We start from the raw sequence: 16,725 nt of genomic DNA on the forward strand, positions 1-16,725 counted from the left end.
GGCGCTCACACGGTGCCCTTGGGCTTGCGCTGCTCCCAGCCGTCGGCCCACAGGTCGAACCGGGCCTGCTGCTGCGGGAACTCCGCGGCGGCGTCGACGTCCAGCTCCACACCGAGACCGGGCTCGTGGGAGAGGTGGAAGCAGCCGTCCTCGGGGTTCACCTGGGGGGCGCCCTTGATGACCTTCTTGATCTCCGCGTCCGCGAAGTCGTTGAAGTGCTCAAGGATCTTGAAGTTGGGGGCGGTGAAGCCGACCTGCAGGGAGGCGGCGGTCAGCACGGGCCCGCCCACGTTGTGGGGCGCGACCAGCATGTAGTGCGTCTCGGCGGTGGCGGCCAGCTTGCGGGTTTCCCAGATACCGCCGATGTGGCCGACGTCCGGCTGGATGATGTCCACGGCCTGGCTCTCGAAGAGCTCCCGGAACTCGATGCGATCGTGAATGCGCTCACCCGTGGCGACCGGCATGTCGACCTTGGCGGCGACCTTCTCCAGCGCCTTCAGGTTCTCCGGCGGCACCGGCTCCTCCAGCCACGCGGGCTTGAAGGGCGCCAGCTCCTTGGCCAGGCGGACGGCCGTGGCGGGGGAGAACCGGCCGTGCATCTCCAGCATCAGCTCGGCGTCCGGGCCGATGGCGTCGCGCACGGCCTCGATCAGGGAGACCGCGTAGAGGCTCTCCTTGTGGTCGAGCTCGAAGTGGCCGGTCCCGAACGGGTCGATCTTGAGCGCCCGGTAACCGCGCTCCATGACCCCCTGGGCCGCCTTGTGGTACGCCTCGGGCGTCCGCTCGGTGGTGTACCAGCCGTTGGCGTACGCCTTGACCTTGTCGGTGACCTTGCCGCCGAGCAGCTGCCAGACCGGCACGCCGAGGGCCTTGCCCTTGATGTCCCAGCAGGCCATCTCGATCACGGCGATGCCGGACATCACGATCTCGCCGGCCCGGCCGTAGTCGCCGTACTTCATCCGCTTGACGAGATCCTCGACAGCGAACGGGTCGGAGCCGAGAATGTGATTGGTCTTCGCCTCGTGCAGATAGCCGAGCAGCGCGTCGGTGTGGCCCAGCATGCGGGTCTCGCCGATGCCGGTGAGTCCCTCGTCGGTGTGCACCTGGACATAGGTCAGGTTCCGCCAGGGCGTTCCGACGACGTGTGTGCTGATTCCCGTGATGCGCACGGTACTCCCTGTCCTCTTCGATCTGTTCGGTCTGTTCGAAATTTCGGCACTCGTTCGAAATGCTGGTCGCGACAGTAGGGACGACCACATGCGAGTGTCAATGGGTCTACAAACAATCGTTTCGATGCGGCGGCGGAGACGGCCGGCGAGGCGGATGCGACGGGGTGTGCCGCGAGGGTCGCCGGGCTCTTCGAGGGTGCGTGCATGCCTCCTCCGGTGGGTACTCGAAGCGCTCCTGACCAGGTAAAACGCCCTCGGCGTCGGAACCTCCGCCGCCTGTCGCGTTATTCAACCGTGACGACTTCTCTGGCGCCGCCCTCTTGACCGGCGTGAATTGTTAGCGCTCACAATGGCGTCCGCATTCACCAGTCGGCCCCGACGGCATGCAAGGAGGTATGAGCGTCGTGTCAGCAGTGCTTCAACTCGCCTTCCCGCCCCGTGCCGTTGGTCCTTCCGGAAGACCGGCATGACGCGGCCGGCGCCGAACCATCGGCCCTCGGCGCAGGTCTTATCGGCGGGCGACCGCCAAGGAGGTGCGGCTGTGACCCACTCGCAGCTTCGGCCGCCCACCATGGCCGACGTGGCACGCCAGGCCGGTGTGTCCCACCAGACCGTGTCCCGCGTGCTGGGGGACCACCCCAATGTGCGGGACGAGACACGGGCCAAGGTGCTGCGCGCGATCGAGGAGATGGGCTACCGCCGTAACTTCTCCGCACGGGCCCTGGCGACCCGGCGCACCCGGACCCTGGGCGTGGTCGCCTCCAACACCACGCTCTATGGTCCGGCCAGTACGTTGTTCGCGCTGGAGGAGGCGGCGCGTGCCGAGGGCTGATCTGGTCTCGACGGTCAGTCTGCGCAGGCTGACGGTGGAGACGCTGTCCGAGGCCCTGGACCGCCTCAGCGAGGGCGGGGTGGAGGGGGTCATCGCCATCGCCCCGCAGCGGTCGGCGGTCGAGGCCCTCGCCGAACTCCGCCACCCGTTCCCGGTGGTGGCCGTGGGCACCGGCTCGGGCGCCGGGGTCCCCAGCGTCAACGTGGATCAGAATCTCGGCGCACGGCTGGCCACCGGCCATCTGCTCGCCGCGGGCCACCGCAGGGTCTGGCATCTCGCCGGGCCCGAGTACTGGCAGGAGGCGGTGGACCGGGTCGACGGCTGGCGGGCGACCCTCGAAGAGGCGGACGTGGAACCACCGATGCTGCTGCGGGGGGACTGGAGCCCGCTGTCGGGCTACCGGGCCGGCCAGGAACTGGCGGGCTGGGTGGGGCGCGGCCTGACCGCCGTCTTCGTGGCCAACGACCAGATGGCACTGGGGGTGTTGCGGGCACTGCGTGAGGCGGGCGTGCGTACGCCCCAGGACGTCGCGGTGGCCGGCTTCGACGACATTCCGGAGTCGGAGTTCTTCGCCCCGCCGCTCACCACCGTCCGGCAGGACTTCGCGGCGGTGGGCAAGCGGAGCATCGCCCTGCTGCTGGACCTGATCGAGGGCCGTACCCCCTCCGGGACGTCCCAGATCACCATCGAACCCCAACTCGTCGTCCGCGCAAGTACGTTCCCGTACCTGCCGCAACCGGGAGCCGCTCCCGGCTGACACAGCACCACCCCGGTCGCCTTTCGTCCTTCGGACATACGTGACCGATATTTCGAACAATGATCGACAGGCTGGACGCAGTGCAGCCGGTCCCCACGAGTACCAGACGAGTACCAGCGGTCCATCCCCGGGCCGGCTCTTCAAAGGAGAAGAACATGCTCAACAGACGGAACTTCCTCACTGCGGCGGTCGGCGTGGCGGCCACGGCCGGTCTGGCGGCCTGCGCCAAGGAGGACGGCGGCTCCTCCGGCTCCTCCGGCGGCAGCAAGACGATCACCCTCGGCTTCTCCCAGGTCGGCTCCGAGAGCGGCTGGCGCAGCGCCAACACCGACTCGGTGAAGTCGGCCGCCAAGGAGGCGGGCTACAACCTCAAGTTCTCCGACGCGCAGCAGAAGCAGGAGAACCAGATCTCCGCCATCCGCAGCTACATCGCGCAGAAGGTGGACGTCATCGCCTTCTCGCCGGTGGTCGTCACCGGCTGGGACGCCATTCTCAAGGAGGCCCAGGCGGCGAAGATCCCGGTCGTCCTGACCGACCGGTCCGTCGAGAGCGACGAGTCCCTGTTCGTCACCCTGGTCGGCTCCGACTTCACCGACGAGGGCCGCCGCGCCGCCAAGATCCTGGAGAAGGTCCTGGAGAAGGCCGGCCACAAGGGCAAGGTGAAGATCGCCCAGCTGGAGGGCACCACCGGTGCCGCCCCCGCGATCGAGCGCGCCAAGGGCTTCAAGGAGGTCATGGACGCGGAGCACAAGGACGACTGGGAGATCGTCGTCAGCCAGACCGGTGACTTCACCCGCGCCGGCGGCAAGCAGGTCATGGCGGCCTTCCTGCAGTCCAACCCGGACATCAACGTCCTCTACGCGCACAACGACGACATGGGCCTCGGCGCCATCCAGGCCATCGAGGCGGCCGGCAAGAAGCCCGGCAAGGACATCCTCATCGTCACGGTCGACGGCGTGAAGGACGGCTTCATCGCCATGTCCGAAGGCAAGATCAACGCGATCGTCGAGTGCAACCCGCTGCTCGGCCCCCAGCTGATGGAGGCCGTGAAGAAGGTCCACGCCGGCGAGACGGTCGAGCGCTGGATCAAGACCGAGGAGAGCGACTTCATGCAGGACCAGGCCAAGGACGCGCTCCCCACCCGTAAGTACTGACCGACCGCACCCACCGGCAGGGAGCTTCCGACCGACCGGCGACCGTCCGGTCCCGGGAGGCTCCCTGCGGGCCTGAACCATTCAAGAGGAGCGCTGCCATGGCAGAGCCGCGGCCCGTCCTGGAGATGACGGGCATTGTCAAAGAGTTTCCGGGGGTACGGGCTCTGTCGGGCGTCGACTTCCGGCTCTTCCCCGGCGAGATCCACGCCCTCATGGGCGAGAACGGGGCCGGGAAGTCCACCCTCATCAAGGTGCTGACCGGGGTCCATTCCCTGGACGGCGGCACGATCACCCTCGACGGCAAGGCCGTACGGATCGGCAGCCCGCTGCAGGCGCAGCACGCCGGCATCAGCACGGTCTACCAGGAGGTCAACCTCTGCCCCAACCTCTCGGTGGCGGAGAACATCTTCATCGGCCGTGAACCCACCCGCGCGGGCCGCATCCAGTGGAAGCAGATCCGCAAGCAGGCCGCGGAGATGGTCGACCGGCTCGGCCTCGACATCGACGTGACGGCGCCGCTGTCCTCGTACCCGCTGGCCGTGCAGCAACTGGTCGCGATCGTACGGTCGGTGGGCCACGGCGACAGCGACGGCGAGGGCTCCGGCACCAAGGTGCTCGTCCTGGACGAGCCCACCTCCAGCCTCGACCGCGACGAGGTCCTCGAACTGTTCCGCCTGATGCGGCGGCTGCGGGACGAGGGCGTCGCGATCCTGTTCGTGTCGCACTTCCTCGACCAGATCTACGAGATCTGCGACCGCATGACCGTGCTGCGCAACGGCACCCTGGTCGGCGAGCACATGGTGGCCGACCTCGACCAGGTCGGGCTGATCGAGCTGATGATCGGCAAGGCCCTGGACCAGCTGGAGGAGCTGCACGAGCACCAGCTGCGCTCCGACGTCGGCGAGACGCTCGTCAAGGCCGAGGGCCTCGGACGCGCCGGCGGTATCGCCCCCTTCGACCTGGAGATCAAGAAGGGCGAGGTGCTCGGCCTCGCCGGACTGCTCGGCTCGGGCCGCACCGAACTGGCCCGGCTGCTGTTCGGCGCCGACCAGCCCGACAGCGGCAAGGTGACCGTCGCCGGCAAGCAGGTCTCGATGAGCGCCCCCAACGACGCCATCGGCGCCGGTGTCGCGTTCTGCTCGGAGAACCGCAAGACCGAGGGCCTCGTCCCCGATCTCACGGTCCGCGAGAACATCATCCTCGCCCTCCAGGCGTCCCGCGGCTGGAGCCGGCCCATCCCGGCCGCCCAGCGCGACGAACTCGTCGCCAAGTACATCAAGGCCCTCGACATCCGCCCCGCCAACCCCGAGGCCCGCGTCGGCCAGTTGAGCGGCGGCAACCAGCAGAAGGTGCTGCTCGCCCGCTGGCTGATCACCCAGCCGAAGCTGCTGATCCTCGACGAGCCCACGCGCGGCATCGACGTCGGCGCCAAGGCCGAGATCCAGAAGCTCGTGGTCTCCCTCTCCGAGGAGGGCATGTCCGTGCTGTACATCGCGGCCGAACTGGAGGAGGTGCTCCGGCTCAGCCACACCATCGGAGTGCTGCGCGACCGCAAGCTCGTGGCACAGCTGACCAACGGGCCGGAGATCACCACCAGCAAGATCCTGGAGACCATCGCGAGCGGAGAGCACCAGTGAGTACCCCGGCAGTGACCACCCCCTCCCGCTGGCGAGCACTGACGCACCACCACCTGTTCTGGCCGGTCGCGGTCCTGATCGCCCTGCTGCTCGTCAACGTCCCCTTCACACCCGACTTCTTCGCGATCCGGATGGCGGACGGCCACCTCTACGGCAGCCTCGTCTCGATCGTGCTGTTCGGCTCGCCGCTGATCCTGGTGGCGGTCGGCATGACCCTGGTCATCGCCACCGGCGGCATCGACCTCTCCGTCGGCGCCGTGGTCGCCATCACCGGCGCCCTGACCTGTTCGTACATCAGCGACCAGGCCGACCAGAACGCGCTGGCGGGGGTCTTCCTCGCCATGGGCATCGGCCTGGTGGCGGCAGTGGTCTGCGGCCTGTGGAACGGCTTCCTGGTCGCCCGGATGGGCATCCAGCCCATCATCGCGACCCTCATCATCATGGTCGCCGGACGCGGTGTCGCCCAGCTGATCACCGACGGCCAGATCATCACCATCAACAGCGAGCCGTACAAGCTCATCGGCGGCGGCTACTGGCTGACCCTGCCCTTCTCCATCTTCGTGGTGGCCGCCGTAGTGGCCGTCACCGTCGCCCTGACCCGCCGTACGGCGCTCGGCCTGCTCGTCGAGTCGGTCGGCGGCAACGCCGAGGCCAGCCGCCTGGTCGGCATCCGCTCCCGGCGCATCAAGATCATGGTGTACATGTTCTGCGCCCTGTGCGCGGGCATCGCCGGCCTGATGATCAGCTCCAACACCTCGGCCGCGGACGGCAACAACGCCGGCCTGTGGATCGAGCTGGACGCGATCCTCGCGGTCGTCATCGGCGGCACCTCGCTGCTCGGCGGCCGGTTCTCCATCGGCGGCACCGTGATCGGCGCCCTCGTCATCCAGACCCTGACCACCACGATCTACACCATCGGCGTGCCCACCCAGACCAACCTGGTCTTCAAGGCCGTCGTCGTCATCGTCGTCTGCCTGCTGCAGTCCCCGAAGTTCCGGGCCAAGGTCTTCGGCGCGAAGGGACGCGCCCGGACCACCGCCCCGGCGGAGCCCGCCACCCCGGCCGACGCCGCCCCGAAGATGGAGGTGTCGCGATGAGCGCGACCACCAAGACCCGTACGGCAGCGGAAGGCCGTACGACGTCCACGCCGGCCCAGGCGTCCACGGCCGCGCGTCTGCTCGGCGACCGGCGGCTGCCCGTCCTGGTCACGGCCGGCCTGTTCCTCGCCATGTACATCGGCGGTCTCAGCCGCTACCAGAACTACGGTTTCGGTGAACCGCAGGTCTTCCTCAACCTGTTCATCGACAACGGCTATCTGCTGGTCGCCGCCGTCGGCGCCACCTTCGTCATCATGTCCGGCGGCATCGACCTGTCCGTCGGTTCGCTGATCGGCTTCACCACCATGTTCACGGCGTGGCTGGTGGAGCGTCAGGGCCTGCCGCTGCTGCTGGTCATCCCGCTCGCCCTGGGGGTGGGCGCGTTCGGCGGCTACCTCATGGGCTATGTGATCCACAACTTCGAGATCCAGCCGTTCATCGTGACCCTCGCCGGACTCTTCCTCTTCCGGGGCCTCTGCCTGGTCATCAGCAAGGAGTCCATCTCCATCAGCGACTCCACGGTGAGCAGCATGGCCCAGACCCGGGTGTCGCTCGGACTGGGGGAGCTGTCGATCGGCGCCGTCGTCGCCCTGGTCGTCCTCGCCGCCGCCTTCTACATACTCCACTACACGCGCTTCGGCCGCCGGGTGTACGCCATCGGCGGCAACGAGCAGTCGGCGCTGCTGATGGGGCTTCCGCTGGGCGGCACGAAGATCGCCGTGTACACGGTGAGCGGCTTCTGCTCGGCGCTGGCCGGCCTGCTGTTCATGCTGTACATCCAGTCCGGTGACCCGCTGCACGCCGTCGGCATGGAACTCGACGCGATCGCCGCGGTCGTCATCGGCGGCACCCTGCTGACGGGCGGCTCCGGTTACGTCCTGGGCACCCTGTTCGGCGTCCTCGTGCTGGGCCTGATCAAGAGCATCATCCAGTTCGAGGGCACGCTCAGCTCCTGGTGGACGAAGATCGCCACGGGTGTGCTGCTGTGCGCGTTCATCCTGATCCAGCGGGCGATGACGGCGCGCAAGCAAACCTAGGCCGGACCTGGGCACTTGGGCCGACGCGGCCCGTCGCACGGCGTACGTGCGACGGGCCGCGTGACGTTGTTGTACGGGCTGTTATACGAGCTGTTGTACGGACCAGGCGCGGAGGATCGCGCCGAATGGTCGGACTTGACCCCCACCGACCAAACCGGAAAGGCCAGTTCCGCACAGAACCTTCACGGTAGCCGCTAGGAAAGGTGTGGGTCGGTTCCCTAGTCTTCCCGCGTCATGGACTACTGCCACCCGTGCCGCAGGCACCTCAACGGCGCCCTCGCCTGCCCGGGGTGCGGTGCCGCGATCGAAGAGCTGCGCGTGCACGCGGGCGCGCCGGACGAGGCGTACCCGCAGCGGGCAGTACAGGCGCCTGCGGGGGCTGTGGGCGGTCAGGGCTCGTACGAGGCGTACGAGGGGCAGTACGGGAGTGACGCGGGGCGGTACGGGGGCAGTGAGGGCTCGTACGGCGACGGTACGGGGCAGTACGGGGTCGGCGCGGGGCAGTACGGCGGCGGCGAGTACGGCGACCGCCATGCCGACGCCGGCCACTCCGAAGCGGCCGCGGACGCGGACACGGACGCCGGTGAGGCGACTGTGGCGGCTGAGGTCGCGCCGGTCGGCGGGCGGGCCGCGCGGCGGGCGGCGCAGCGGCGTGGCCGCAGGCGGGGTCACGACGAGCGCGACGAGTACGTCGGCGGATACGACGAGCGGGACGAGTACGACGAGGAGGACGACGGCGGCCTGGACGAGGAGTCCGGATCGGCCGGTGCGAGCCGTCGCGATCGCAAGGCCGCCGCGCATCGCCGTCGCCGTCGCCGGACCCTGCTGATCGCCGCGGGCTTCGTCCTGGCCGCCGGCGGTCTGAGCCTCGCCGAGCTCGGCATGGACGCCCCGGGCACCAGCCCGAAGCCGACGGCCGCCGGGGACGAGTCGGCGGATGGCGGGGCGGCGGAAGAGGTGACCGCGTCCCCCGAGGCCACGGACGGCACGACGCGGACGGACGGGGACTCGCCGTCGCCGGGCCCTTCGGCGTCTCCCTCGACCTCGAAGTCACCGAAGGACGAGGACAAGAAGAAGGACGGGGACAAGACCCCGGACAAGGACGCCCGGTCCGCGACGACGGGCAGCGGCGGCTCCGACACGTCCACCACGGCCCCCACCCCGACGTCCGAGCCGGCGGCCCCGGCACCGACGTCCGAACCGGCCACGTCGGATCCGACCCCGGAACCGACGCCGTCGCCGACGGAGTGCGACCGGTTCCTGTGGTGGTGCACCTAGGCCGTTCCGTCAGGCCGTTCCGCTTCCTCGCGAATATCGACTTCGCGTACCGCACCTCACCTGCTCCGGGTGATCCCACCGGAGCGCGGCGCTGTGACCATGCGGGCAAGGAGGTCCGGTCATGGCCACGGTGATACGACGGTCCGCTCTCCCCGGCCCAGCGCGCGGCACTCGGCAAGGAGGCGCGCGCTCGCGTCCCGCGCTCCGCGCACGCCGTCTTCGAGCCCGACGAGAAACGGCCCGATCCCCTCGACATCATCGAGCGGCAGTCCGCCGCCCGCGTGCGGGAGCTGGTCCCCGTCCGCTACGGCCGGATGCTCGAATCGCCGTTCCGCTTCCACCGGGGAGCCGCGGCGATCATGGCGTCCGACCTCGGCGCCGGTGCGCACACCGGGCTGTTCGCCCAACTGTGCGGCGACGCCCACCCGCTGAACTTCCGGCTCCTTGCCTCCCCGGAACGCCATCTCGTCTTCGACATCAACGACTTCGACGCGACCCTGCCGGGCCCTTTCGAGTGGGACGCCAAGCGCCTCGCCGCGAGTCCGGTGATCGCCGGCCGGGCCAACGGGTTCCCGGCGAAGGAGTCCGACACCGTGGTCCGCGCCGGAGTGAAGTCCTACCGCGAGCGCACGCGGGAGTTCGCCGCCCTGCGCACCCGGACGGGTCCGCAGGCGGCCGCGAAGCTGCCCCGGGTGGTGGACGGCGCACCCCGGATCATCTCGGATCCCCCGTTGATTACTCCCCTCGCGGAGCTGCTGCCCGGCACGGAGGGCGAGGAGCTGGCACAGACCCTGCGGGAGCCGGTCTCCGACTACGCCTACAGCTTGTCGTCGGAGCGGCGGCACCTGCTGAGCCGGTTCCACGTGGTCGACATGGCGCGCAAGATCGTCGGGGTCGGCAGCGTCGGCACCCGTTGCCGGATCATCCTGCTGCTCGGCCGCGACGACGAGGACCCGCTCCCGCTGCAGGCCAAGGAGGCGGGCGAGTCGGTCCTGGCCCCCTTCACCGCTCATGGCCCCGCCTCCTCAGGCCCGGCGCCCAGTCCTCTCGTCCCATGGCAGCAGGGCACCGGTCGGAGCGTCCTCACCCTCCGAGGGTGACGACGGGTGGGTCCCTCGGGGATCAGGCTCGGGGGTGTACGGCTGCGCGCCGCAGCCCGGTGAGGAAAGGAGGCCGGACATGGCCACCACCGCTACTCCCCGCCATCGGGAGGGGAGGCAGGCTGCCGCCACCGGCCTGACGCTGTTCGCCGGAGTGATGCTGTTCCTCTCCGGGAGCCTCGACATCTTCCGGGGATCATGGCCGTCGCCGAGGACGACGTCTACGTCTCGACGCCCAACCCCGCATGAGCGCCGCGCACAAGCCCTCCGCGCCCGGGCGGATCGCCCGAGCCACGGCTTCCGCGGTGCTGATCGTGGTCACCTGCGTCCTCGTGCCCGTCGCACTCATCACCGTATGGGTCCACGACATCGCGCTCGACACCGGCCGATCTGCGCCCAGGCGCCATCCCGCTGCCAGCGCCGGAACAGGTCGTAGACCCGGTCCCAGGGCCCGTAGCGTTCCGGCACATCACGCCACGGAGCACCGGTCCGGGTCCGCCACCGTATGCCGTCTATCAGCTGCCGCCGTGTCCACACCGGCGGACGGCCGGCTTGATGCCCTGCGGCAACAACGGCTCCAGCCGGGCCCACTGGCCGTTCGTCAGATCACCACGCCCCACAGAGCGAAATCATCCACGACCAAGATCCACTTTCGCAACAGACCCTAGGCCCCTAGACGTCCACGCCCAGCATCCGTCGCAGCAGATCCCGCAGCGCCAGCCGCTCCTCCTCGGAGAGCCCCGCGAGCGGCTCCCGTGCGAATCGCAGCGACTCGCGCAGGCTGCGGGCCACCTGCCGGCCCTCGTCCGTCGCCGCCGCCAGCTTCACCCGCCGGTCCGCCGGGTCCGGGCGGCGCTCCACCAGGCCCCGGGACTCCAGCCGGTCCACGATGCCGGTCACGTTCGACGGCTCGCACCGCAGCCGCTGGGCCAGCTTCCGCATCGGCAGCGGCTCAAGGGACAGCAGGCTCAGCAGCCGCGCCTGCGCGCCGGTGAGGGCGTGCTCGGCGGCGGCCCCGTCGTACTCCTCGTGGTAGCGGGCCACGACCGCGCCGATGAGGTCGACGACCTCGAGGGTCAGTTCATCGGGGCGGCGGGTCCTGGGTGCAGTGGTCATGCTCTCAGGGTAACCCGGTTACTTGACATCCTGAAATATTCAGGAGCATGGTTGTTTCAGGTACTGAAGTAAACCGGAAAGGCGCCCCCCTCATGATCAACCGCGAATGGCACCTCCTCTCCCGCCCCGTCGGCTGGCCCAAGGCCGAGGACTTCGCCCTGGTCGAGGCCGAGATGCCGACGCCCGGCGAGGGGCAGGTACTCGTCCGGAACAAGTACCTCTCCGTGGACCCGTACATGCGCGGCCGCATGAGCGCCGCCAAGTCCTACGTCGCCCCCTTCGAGCTGGGCAAGGTCATGCAGGGCGGTGCGGTCGGCGAGGTGGTCGCCTCCAACGCCGAGGGCATCGCCGTCGGCGACCACGTCCTGCACTTCTTCGGCTGGCGCGAGTACGCCGCCGTGGACGCCAAGAACGCCGTCAAGGTCGACCCGGACGCCGCGCCCCTGTCCACCTACCTCGGCGTCCTCGGCATGACCGGCCTCACCGCCTACGCCGGCCTGCTGCGCACCGCGTCCTTCAAGGAGGGCGACGTCGTCTTCGTGTCCGGTGCGGCCGGTGCCGTCGGCAGCCAGGTCGGCCAGATCGCCAAGCTCAAGGGCGCCTCCCGGGTCATCGGCTCGGCCGGGTCCGACGAGAAGGTCAAGCTGCTGGTCGAGGAGTACGGCTTCGACGCCGCCTTCAACTACAAGAACGGCTCGGTGAGCCGGCAGCTGCGCGAGGCCGCCCCGGACGGCATCGACGTCTACTTCGACAACGTCGGCGGCGACCACCTGGAGGCCGCCATCGGGCAGCTCAACACGCACGGCCGGATCGCCATCTGCGGCATGATCTCGGTCTACAACGACACCGAGCCCGCCCCCGGCCCGAAGAACCTCGCCCGCCTCATCGCGACCCGCGGCCGTATAGAGGGCCTCCTCGTCGGCGACCACTACGACTTCCAGCCGCAGTTCGTCCAGGAGGTCGGCCCCTGGGTCGCCTCGGGGCAGCTCAAGTACCGCGAGACGGTCGTCGAGGGCATCGAGAACAACCTGGAGGCGTTCCTCGGGGTCCTGCGCGGCGACAACACCGGGAAGATGATCGTCAAGCTCTGACGCCCGCCGGGCCTGTGCTGGATTTCCGACATGCGGTAACTTCTTTCCGAATTCCGTCGCGATCGTGGGCGCGAGTCGCGGCGGACCGAGGAGGAAGACAACCGCATGTCCAGCAGCGCAATCCGACGTTCTGAGGTCCTCTACACCGCCGTCGCCACCGCCGAGAACGGCCGCGACGGCCGGGTCGCCACGGACGACGGCAAGCTCGACGTCGTCGTGAACCCGCCCAAGGAGATGGGCGGCAGCGGCGCCGGCACCAACCCGGAGCAACTGTTCGCCGCCGGTTACAGCGCCTGCTTCCAGGGCGCCCTGGGCGTGGTCGGCCGCCAGGAGCAGGCCGACGTCTCCGGCTCGACCGTCACCGCGAAGGTCGGCATCGGCAAGAACGACGACGGGTTCGGGATCATCGTCGAGATCTCCGCCCACATCCCGAACGTCGACGTGGAGACCGCCAAGGGCCTCATCGAGAAGGCCCACCAGGTCTGCCCGTACTCGAAGGCGACCCGCGGCAACATCACCGTGACGCTGGTCTGAGTGACGCCGGTCTGACACGGTCGTTGCCACGGCGGAGGCCGCACCCCTGGACGTGGGGTGCGGCCTCTGTTGTGCGCGGTGTGCCGTGCGCGGTGTCTCAGCTCGCCAGTGCCGCCGAGTGAACCGCCCTCACCAACCGCTCGTTCTCCGGCGCCGCCCCGCCCGGGAACGCGCACCGGCGCCGCGTATAGCCGTACGCCAGGCCACTGCGCGGGTCCGCGAACGCCTGCGAACCACCCGCCCCGCTGTGACCGAAGGCCCCCGCGCCCAGGAACGGGTACCACGTGTCGGAGACCGCCTGGAAGCCGAGCCCGAAGGACTTGTGCGTCCGGGCCACCAGGTCGTACCCGGTCGAATGGATCTGGCCGACCTCGGCGATCGTGTCCGGCTTCAGCAGCGGCGGCCGCCCGTCGACCTCGCTGATCGCCGCCGCGTACATCCCGGCGAGCCCGCGCGCGGCCGCGACCCCGCCCGCCGACGCGGGCCCCTTGGCGCGCACCGTACGGGAGTTGGCGTGGTCCACCAGCTCGCCCGGGTTCGGCACATGCGTGTTGAAGGCGATCGAGGCCAGCGTGTGCGGCCCCCTCGGCACCGAGTCCAGCACCGCCTGCTGCTCCGGCGTCGGCGCCATCGGCTGCACGGAGCGGTAGCGGGGCTCCAGCTCCTCCGGGAGCCCGAGGTGGAAGTCCAGGCCGTACGGCGCCCGCACCCGCTCCTCGTAGACCTCCTGGAGCGAACGGCCCGTGGCCCGCCGTACGACCTCGCCGGCGAGCGCGCCGATGACGAGCGCGTGATAGCCGAAGGCCGTGCCGGGGCGCCAGAACGGCCGCTGGTCGGCGAGGCGTTCGGCGATCGCGGCATCGTCGGCCAGCTCGTCCTCGGTGAACCCGGCGTCGAGCCCGATCAGCCCCGCACGGTGCGCGAGCAGCTCGCGCAGCGTCAGCCCGGCCTTGCCCTCGGCCCCGAACTCCGGCCAGTAGTACGTCACCTTGCGGTCCAGCTCCAGCGTGCCGTCCTGCACGAGAAGCGCGACCACGAGGTGAGCGGCGCCCTTGGTGGAGGAGAACACGCCGTAGAGGGAGTCGGCCTCGCAGCCGTCACCCACCCACAGATCGACGACCCTGCGGCCCTGCACATACGCGCACAACTGCCCCTCGTAGTCGGGGAGTGCCCCCGCCACGAACGTGGCGAACTCCTCGCGCACGCCCTCGAAGCCGTCCGCGACGGTCCCGTGGATCTCCTGCGTCATCCGCTCTCCTCACCTGAGCCGCTTGCCTGTGCCCTTGCCTGTGCCATGGCGAACAACGCCCGTCCGACCTGGGCGAATTCCCCCTTCGGATGATCACGGAAGAGCGGCTCGGTGCCGAACAGAACGGCCCGCGGGCCGCTGATCACCGAGGCCTGCCCCGCCGCGTCCGCGGGCCCGCCGGAGCCGTCCTGCGAAGGCCGCCAGTGCCCGGAGACGAGCGGGTTCCCGGTCGCGTACGCCTGATCGACGCGCACCTGCGGCCCGAGGTCGGTGAACCACACGGGCGCGTACACGAAGCCGTGCTCCGGAGCGCCATCCATCAGGGCACCGCCCGAATTCACCACGCGCACCACGCCGTTGGCGTCCCCGTTGCCCTCGACCGGCTTCGCGGCCAGCAGCCCGGCCGCCGAGTTGAGCGCGGCACCGGCGGCACCCCGGCCGACGAGACCGTGTCCGTCGAGGAAGGCGTCGAGGGCGGTGCGGGCGGCGGCGCTCAGGTCGTCGTATTCCAGCCCGGCCGACACGAACAGCACGTCCACCGACGACCAGTCGAACCCGGCGTTCAGCACGTCCGCCGAGACCGGCGTGACCTCGAAGCCCATCTCCCGCAGGGCGAACAGCTCGCCCGCGGTGACGGCGGCGGCGACCCGGGTGCGGTGCAGCGGGGCGGTGCCGGTGAGCTTCGTCGCGTGGAAGGCGACGTCGTACGCGCGGGCGGCTTCCGAGGCCTGCCGGCGCGCCGGGCCCGGCACGATCGCACTGCCGTCGGCGGCGCGGCGCACCTCGACGCCCTGCCGCAGCAGCGAGTTGAGCGCGGCGACCTCGCTCGGGTCGCCGAGCCCCAGCCGCAGATCGCCGCGCGGAGCGACGTACGCGACGGAGGCCGCCGCACGGACCGGCCGCAGGAGGCCGCCGGACGGCATACGCGGCAGGGTCTCCACCGCCGCGCCCCACAGCCGGCCGAGGCTCCAGCCCGAGATGTCGTACATCACCGAGACCTTGTCGCTGATGTCCCGTCCGTCCGCGAGCAGCGCGTTCGCCAGGCCGCGCTTGGGCTGGTGCATGTCGACGACGTATGAGCCCTGGGCGTACGTCCGTCCGCCGAGGCGGAAGGAGTGGCTCGCGCGGGTGACCCGTACGTCATTGGCGAGGAGGTGGTCGACGAGGCGGGCGGCGGCGGTGGCGGAGCGTTGGGTGCCGGCCGGGATGACGTAGGCGCGCGGGAAGGCGGTCGTGTAGACGTCCTCGGGGCCGATGCCGGGGACGCCGGGGACGGTCTCGGGCGACACCGGCACCTGCGCGGCGCCCGTGGCCCCCCGCCGGAAGACCTCGATCTGGTCGGCGACGAGCGAGGCGCGCTCGGAGCGCACGAAGTCGAGGGTGGCGCGCAGGCGGCCCTCGGTGATGTGTGAGTTCGGGCTCCGCGTGATCGCTTCCGGTGTTACGGTCGGGGTCCCGGCGCATGAGTCCGTGAAGGCACAAGCCCGGCATTGCCGGTGGACCCGGTTGTGTGCGGACGCCGAGGGCGTCAGGTGCGGGGCACAGTCAACTGCCTCTGCCACCCAACGGGTGGCTGGACGCGTACGTCGCATCGCAGCCAGCGGTGACCGTAGCGCAAGCCTGCCGCGCCCAAGCGGTGGGCAGTTGACGAACAGGTCGTACTCCTGTTCACGGGGTGCGGGTACGTTGGTGGGCACATTCACGGTGCCGTTGACGTACCCGCACCAGTCCCGCGTCACCGGCGTGAACCCTTGGCAACCATGAAGCGCAGTGCGGTGACGAAGTCCCGGTTCATGTCGAAACCGTTCGCATTGGCGCGGGTTCCGGCGATACGGCCGTCCGGGTTGGCGGTGATGTTGAAGTACAGGCGGCTGTGGGAGAGCAGGTCGCGCGTGTCCGCGTCCTTGGCGGTGGCGAGCCGCTCGATGAGCTTCAGGGAGGCGTCGGTGCCCTCCCACTCGTTGCCGTGGATGTTGTTGTTGAGGAAGACGGGGGTCTTGTAGGTCCGTTTGATCTCGGGGGACTTGGCGGCGACGACGGGCGCGTTCTCGATGAGCTCGCGCATCCGCGCCTGGGCCCGGGTCTGACGGGCGGTCTCCGGGGCGGTGACGGTGACGAGATAGAGCCGGTGCCCGCCGGCCGAGCGGCCTGCGACCTCGACGCTCACCCGGTCGCCGAGGGCCTGCAGGGCGTTCAGCTCGGGCGCGATGGCGTGGTACGGGGTGAGGCCGAGCTTGATGGACTTGTCGGCCGGGTTCTCGGGGTCGGGGGCGAGGACCCGCCGGCGGGGGTAGCCGCGGCTGTCGTCGGTGATCGCCGCGGAGGCCGCCTCGGCTGTGCCGAGGGCCCGCTGGGTGGCGCTCGCGGGTGTCCGCGCCGCGTGTTGGTCGAGCGCGGCCTCGCGATGGACCGGGGGCCCGGGTTTCGCGTCGGCGGTCTGCGGGGTGAGGAGCAGGGAGCCCGCCGTGGTGACGGCGAGGGCGATGATCGGAACGGGTCTCGCAGGAACGGTTCTCGTGATGCGCACGCGTACCTCCTCCGGAACTACCAAAGATCGGTACGGCGAGGTGTACCTGTTCGACTCAACCGCAACAAGAGGGAGTTGGTGTCACGGATGGCCCGGATGGCCCATGCGGGGGCCTGCGGACGGGGCATGCTGAGAGCCGCACCGGCG

At 70.0% G+C, this 16,725-nt stretch carries 10 protein-coding genes and 4 pseudogenes; 9 read left to right on the forward strand and 5 right to left on the reverse strand.

Features of this window, described 5'->3' with window-relative positions; translation table 11 throughout:
* Window positions 1-5: 5 nt before the first annotated feature.
* Window positions 6-1,169 carry a mandelate racemase/muconate lactonizing enzyme family protein gene (locus QQM39_RS31895; RefSeq protein WP_302000999.1) on the reverse strand — a complete coding sequence of 388 codons (1,164 nt, stop codon included), beginning with the start codon at window positions 1,167-1,169 and terminating at the stop codon, window positions 6-8.
* A 541-nt stretch (window positions 1,170-1,710) separates the two neighbouring features.
* On the opposite strand from QQM39_RS31895, the pseudogene QQM39_RS31900 reads away from it, so the two are divergent.
* The 7 genes and pseudogenes from QQM39_RS31900 to QQM39_RS31930 all read left to right on the forward strand — a co-directional run.
* A pseudogene (locus QQM39_RS31900) lies at window positions 1,711-2,758 on the forward strand (LacI family DNA-binding transcriptional regulator).
* 155 nt (window positions 2,759-2,913) lie between these two features.
* Complete coding sequence (locus tag QQM39_RS31905; RefSeq protein WP_302001000.1) at window positions 2,914-3,912, forward strand: ABC transporter substrate-binding protein; 999 nt, start codon at window positions 2,914-2,916, stop codon at window positions 3,910-3,912.
* A gap of 98 nt (window positions 3,913-4,010) precedes the next feature.
* Window positions 4,011-5,549, forward strand: coding sequence for a sugar ABC transporter ATP-binding protein (locus QQM39_RS31910; protein WP_302001002.1), 1,539 nt, complete (start codon window positions 4,011-4,013; stop codon window positions 5,547-5,549).
* Entirely contained in the window at window positions 5,546-6,646 is a 1,101-nt protein-coding gene (locus tag QQM39_RS31915; protein ID WP_302001003.1) for an ABC transporter permease, read from the forward strand. Before QQM39_RS31910 ends, QQM39_RS31915 begins: the two co-directional genes overlap by 4 nt.
* Window positions 6,643-7,683, forward strand: a complete 1,041-nt coding sequence (gene yjfF, locus QQM39_RS31920) for a galactofuranose ABC transporter, permease protein YjfF (protein ID WP_302001004.1) — start codon at window positions 6,643-6,645, stop codon at window positions 7,681-7,683. Before QQM39_RS31915 ends, yjfF begins: the two co-directional genes overlap by 4 nt.
* 234 nt (window positions 7,684-7,917) lie before the next feature.
* The gene (locus QQM39_RS31925) at window positions 7,918-8,961 is read left to right on the forward strand and encodes a hypothetical protein (RefSeq protein ID WP_302001005.1); all 1,044 of its coding nucleotides are present in this window, start codon (window positions 7,918-7,920) and stop codon (window positions 8,959-8,961) included.
* A 146-nt stretch (window positions 8,962-9,107) separates the two neighbouring features.
* Window positions 9,108-9,962, forward strand: a pseudogene (locus QQM39_RS31930) (DUF2252 domain-containing protein); the annotation flags it as partial.
* A gap of 513 nt (window positions 9,963-10,475) precedes the next feature.
* On the opposite strand, the pseudogene QQM39_RS31935 reads toward QQM39_RS31930, so the two are convergent.
* Window positions 10,476-10,642: pseudogene (locus QQM39_RS31935) on the reverse strand (transposase); the annotation flags it as partial.
* Window positions 10,643-10,733: 91 nt separating this feature from the next.
* Window positions 10,734-11,177 (reverse strand): MarR family winged helix-turn-helix transcriptional regulator, encoded by a 444-nt coding sequence (locus QQM39_RS31940; RefSeq protein WP_302001007.1) that lies wholly within the window; start codon window positions 11,175-11,177, stop codon window positions 10,734-10,736.
* Between the two features lie 92 nt (window positions 11,178-11,269).
* Between QQM39_RS31940 and QQM39_RS31945 the strand changes: the two genes are divergently transcribed.
* Window positions 11,270-12,268 (forward strand): NADP-dependent oxidoreductase, encoded by a 999-nt coding sequence (locus QQM39_RS31945; RefSeq protein WP_302001008.1) that lies wholly within the window; start codon window positions 11,270-11,272, stop codon window positions 12,266-12,268.
* Window positions 12,269-12,373: 105 nt separating this feature from the next.
* A complete protein-coding gene (locus QQM39_RS31950) occupies window positions 12,374-12,802 on the forward strand; it encodes an organic hydroperoxide resistance protein (RefSeq protein WP_302001009.1) in 429 nt (142 codons plus the stop codon).
* A 97-nt stretch (window positions 12,803-12,899) separates the two neighbouring features.
* Here QQM39_RS31950 and QQM39_RS31955 read toward each other — a convergent pair whose 3' ends face one another.
* Entirely contained in the window at window positions 12,900-14,051 is a 1,152-nt protein-coding gene (locus QQM39_RS31955; protein ID WP_302001010.1) for a serine hydrolase domain-containing protein, read from the reverse strand.
* Window positions 14,048-16,578 (reverse strand): annotated as a pseudogene (locus tag QQM39_RS31960) (M14 family zinc carboxypeptidase). The gene QQM39_RS31955 and the pseudogene QQM39_RS31960 overlap by 4 nt, the downstream one beginning before the upstream one ends.
* Window positions 16,579-16,725: the final 147 nt, after the last annotated feature.

Source organism: Streptomyces sp. DT2A-34, assembly GCF_030499515.1.
Lineage (GTDB): Bacteria > Actinomycetota > Actinomycetes > Streptomycetales > Streptomycetaceae > Streptomyces.

Bases quoted from the DNA above. Each gene is read 5' to 3' on its own strand.
- QQM39_RS31905 (WP_302001000.1), top strand. From the start codon at position 2,914: ATGCTCAACAGACGGAACTTCCTCACTGCGGCGGTCGGCGTGGCGGCC.
- QQM39_RS31910 (WP_302001002.1), top strand. From the start codon at position 4,011: ATGGCAGAGCCGCGGCCCGTCCTGGAGATGACGGGCATTGTCAAAGAG.
- yjfF (WP_302001004.1), top strand. From the start codon at position 6,643: ATGAGCGCGACCACCAAGACCCGTACGGCAGCGGAAGGCCGTACGACG.
- QQM39_RS31925 (WP_302001005.1), top strand. From the start codon at position 7,918: ATGGACTACTGCCACCCGTGCCGCAGGCACCTCAACGGCGCCCTCGCC.
- QQM39_RS31940 (WP_302001007.1), bottom strand. From the start codon at position 11,177: ATGACCACTGCACCCAGGACCCGCCGCCCCGATGAACTGACCCTCGAG.
- QQM39_RS31945 (WP_302001008.1), top strand. From the start codon at position 11,270: ATGATCAACCGCGAATGGCACCTCCTCTCCCGCCCCGTCGGCTGGCCC.
- QQM39_RS31950 (WP_302001009.1), top strand. From the start codon at position 12,374: ATGTCCAGCAGCGCAATCCGACGTTCTGAGGTCCTCTACACCGCCGTC.
- QQM39_RS31955 (WP_302001010.1), bottom strand. From the start codon at position 14,051: ATGACGCAGGAGATCCACGGGACCGTCGCGGACGGCTTCGAGGGCGTG.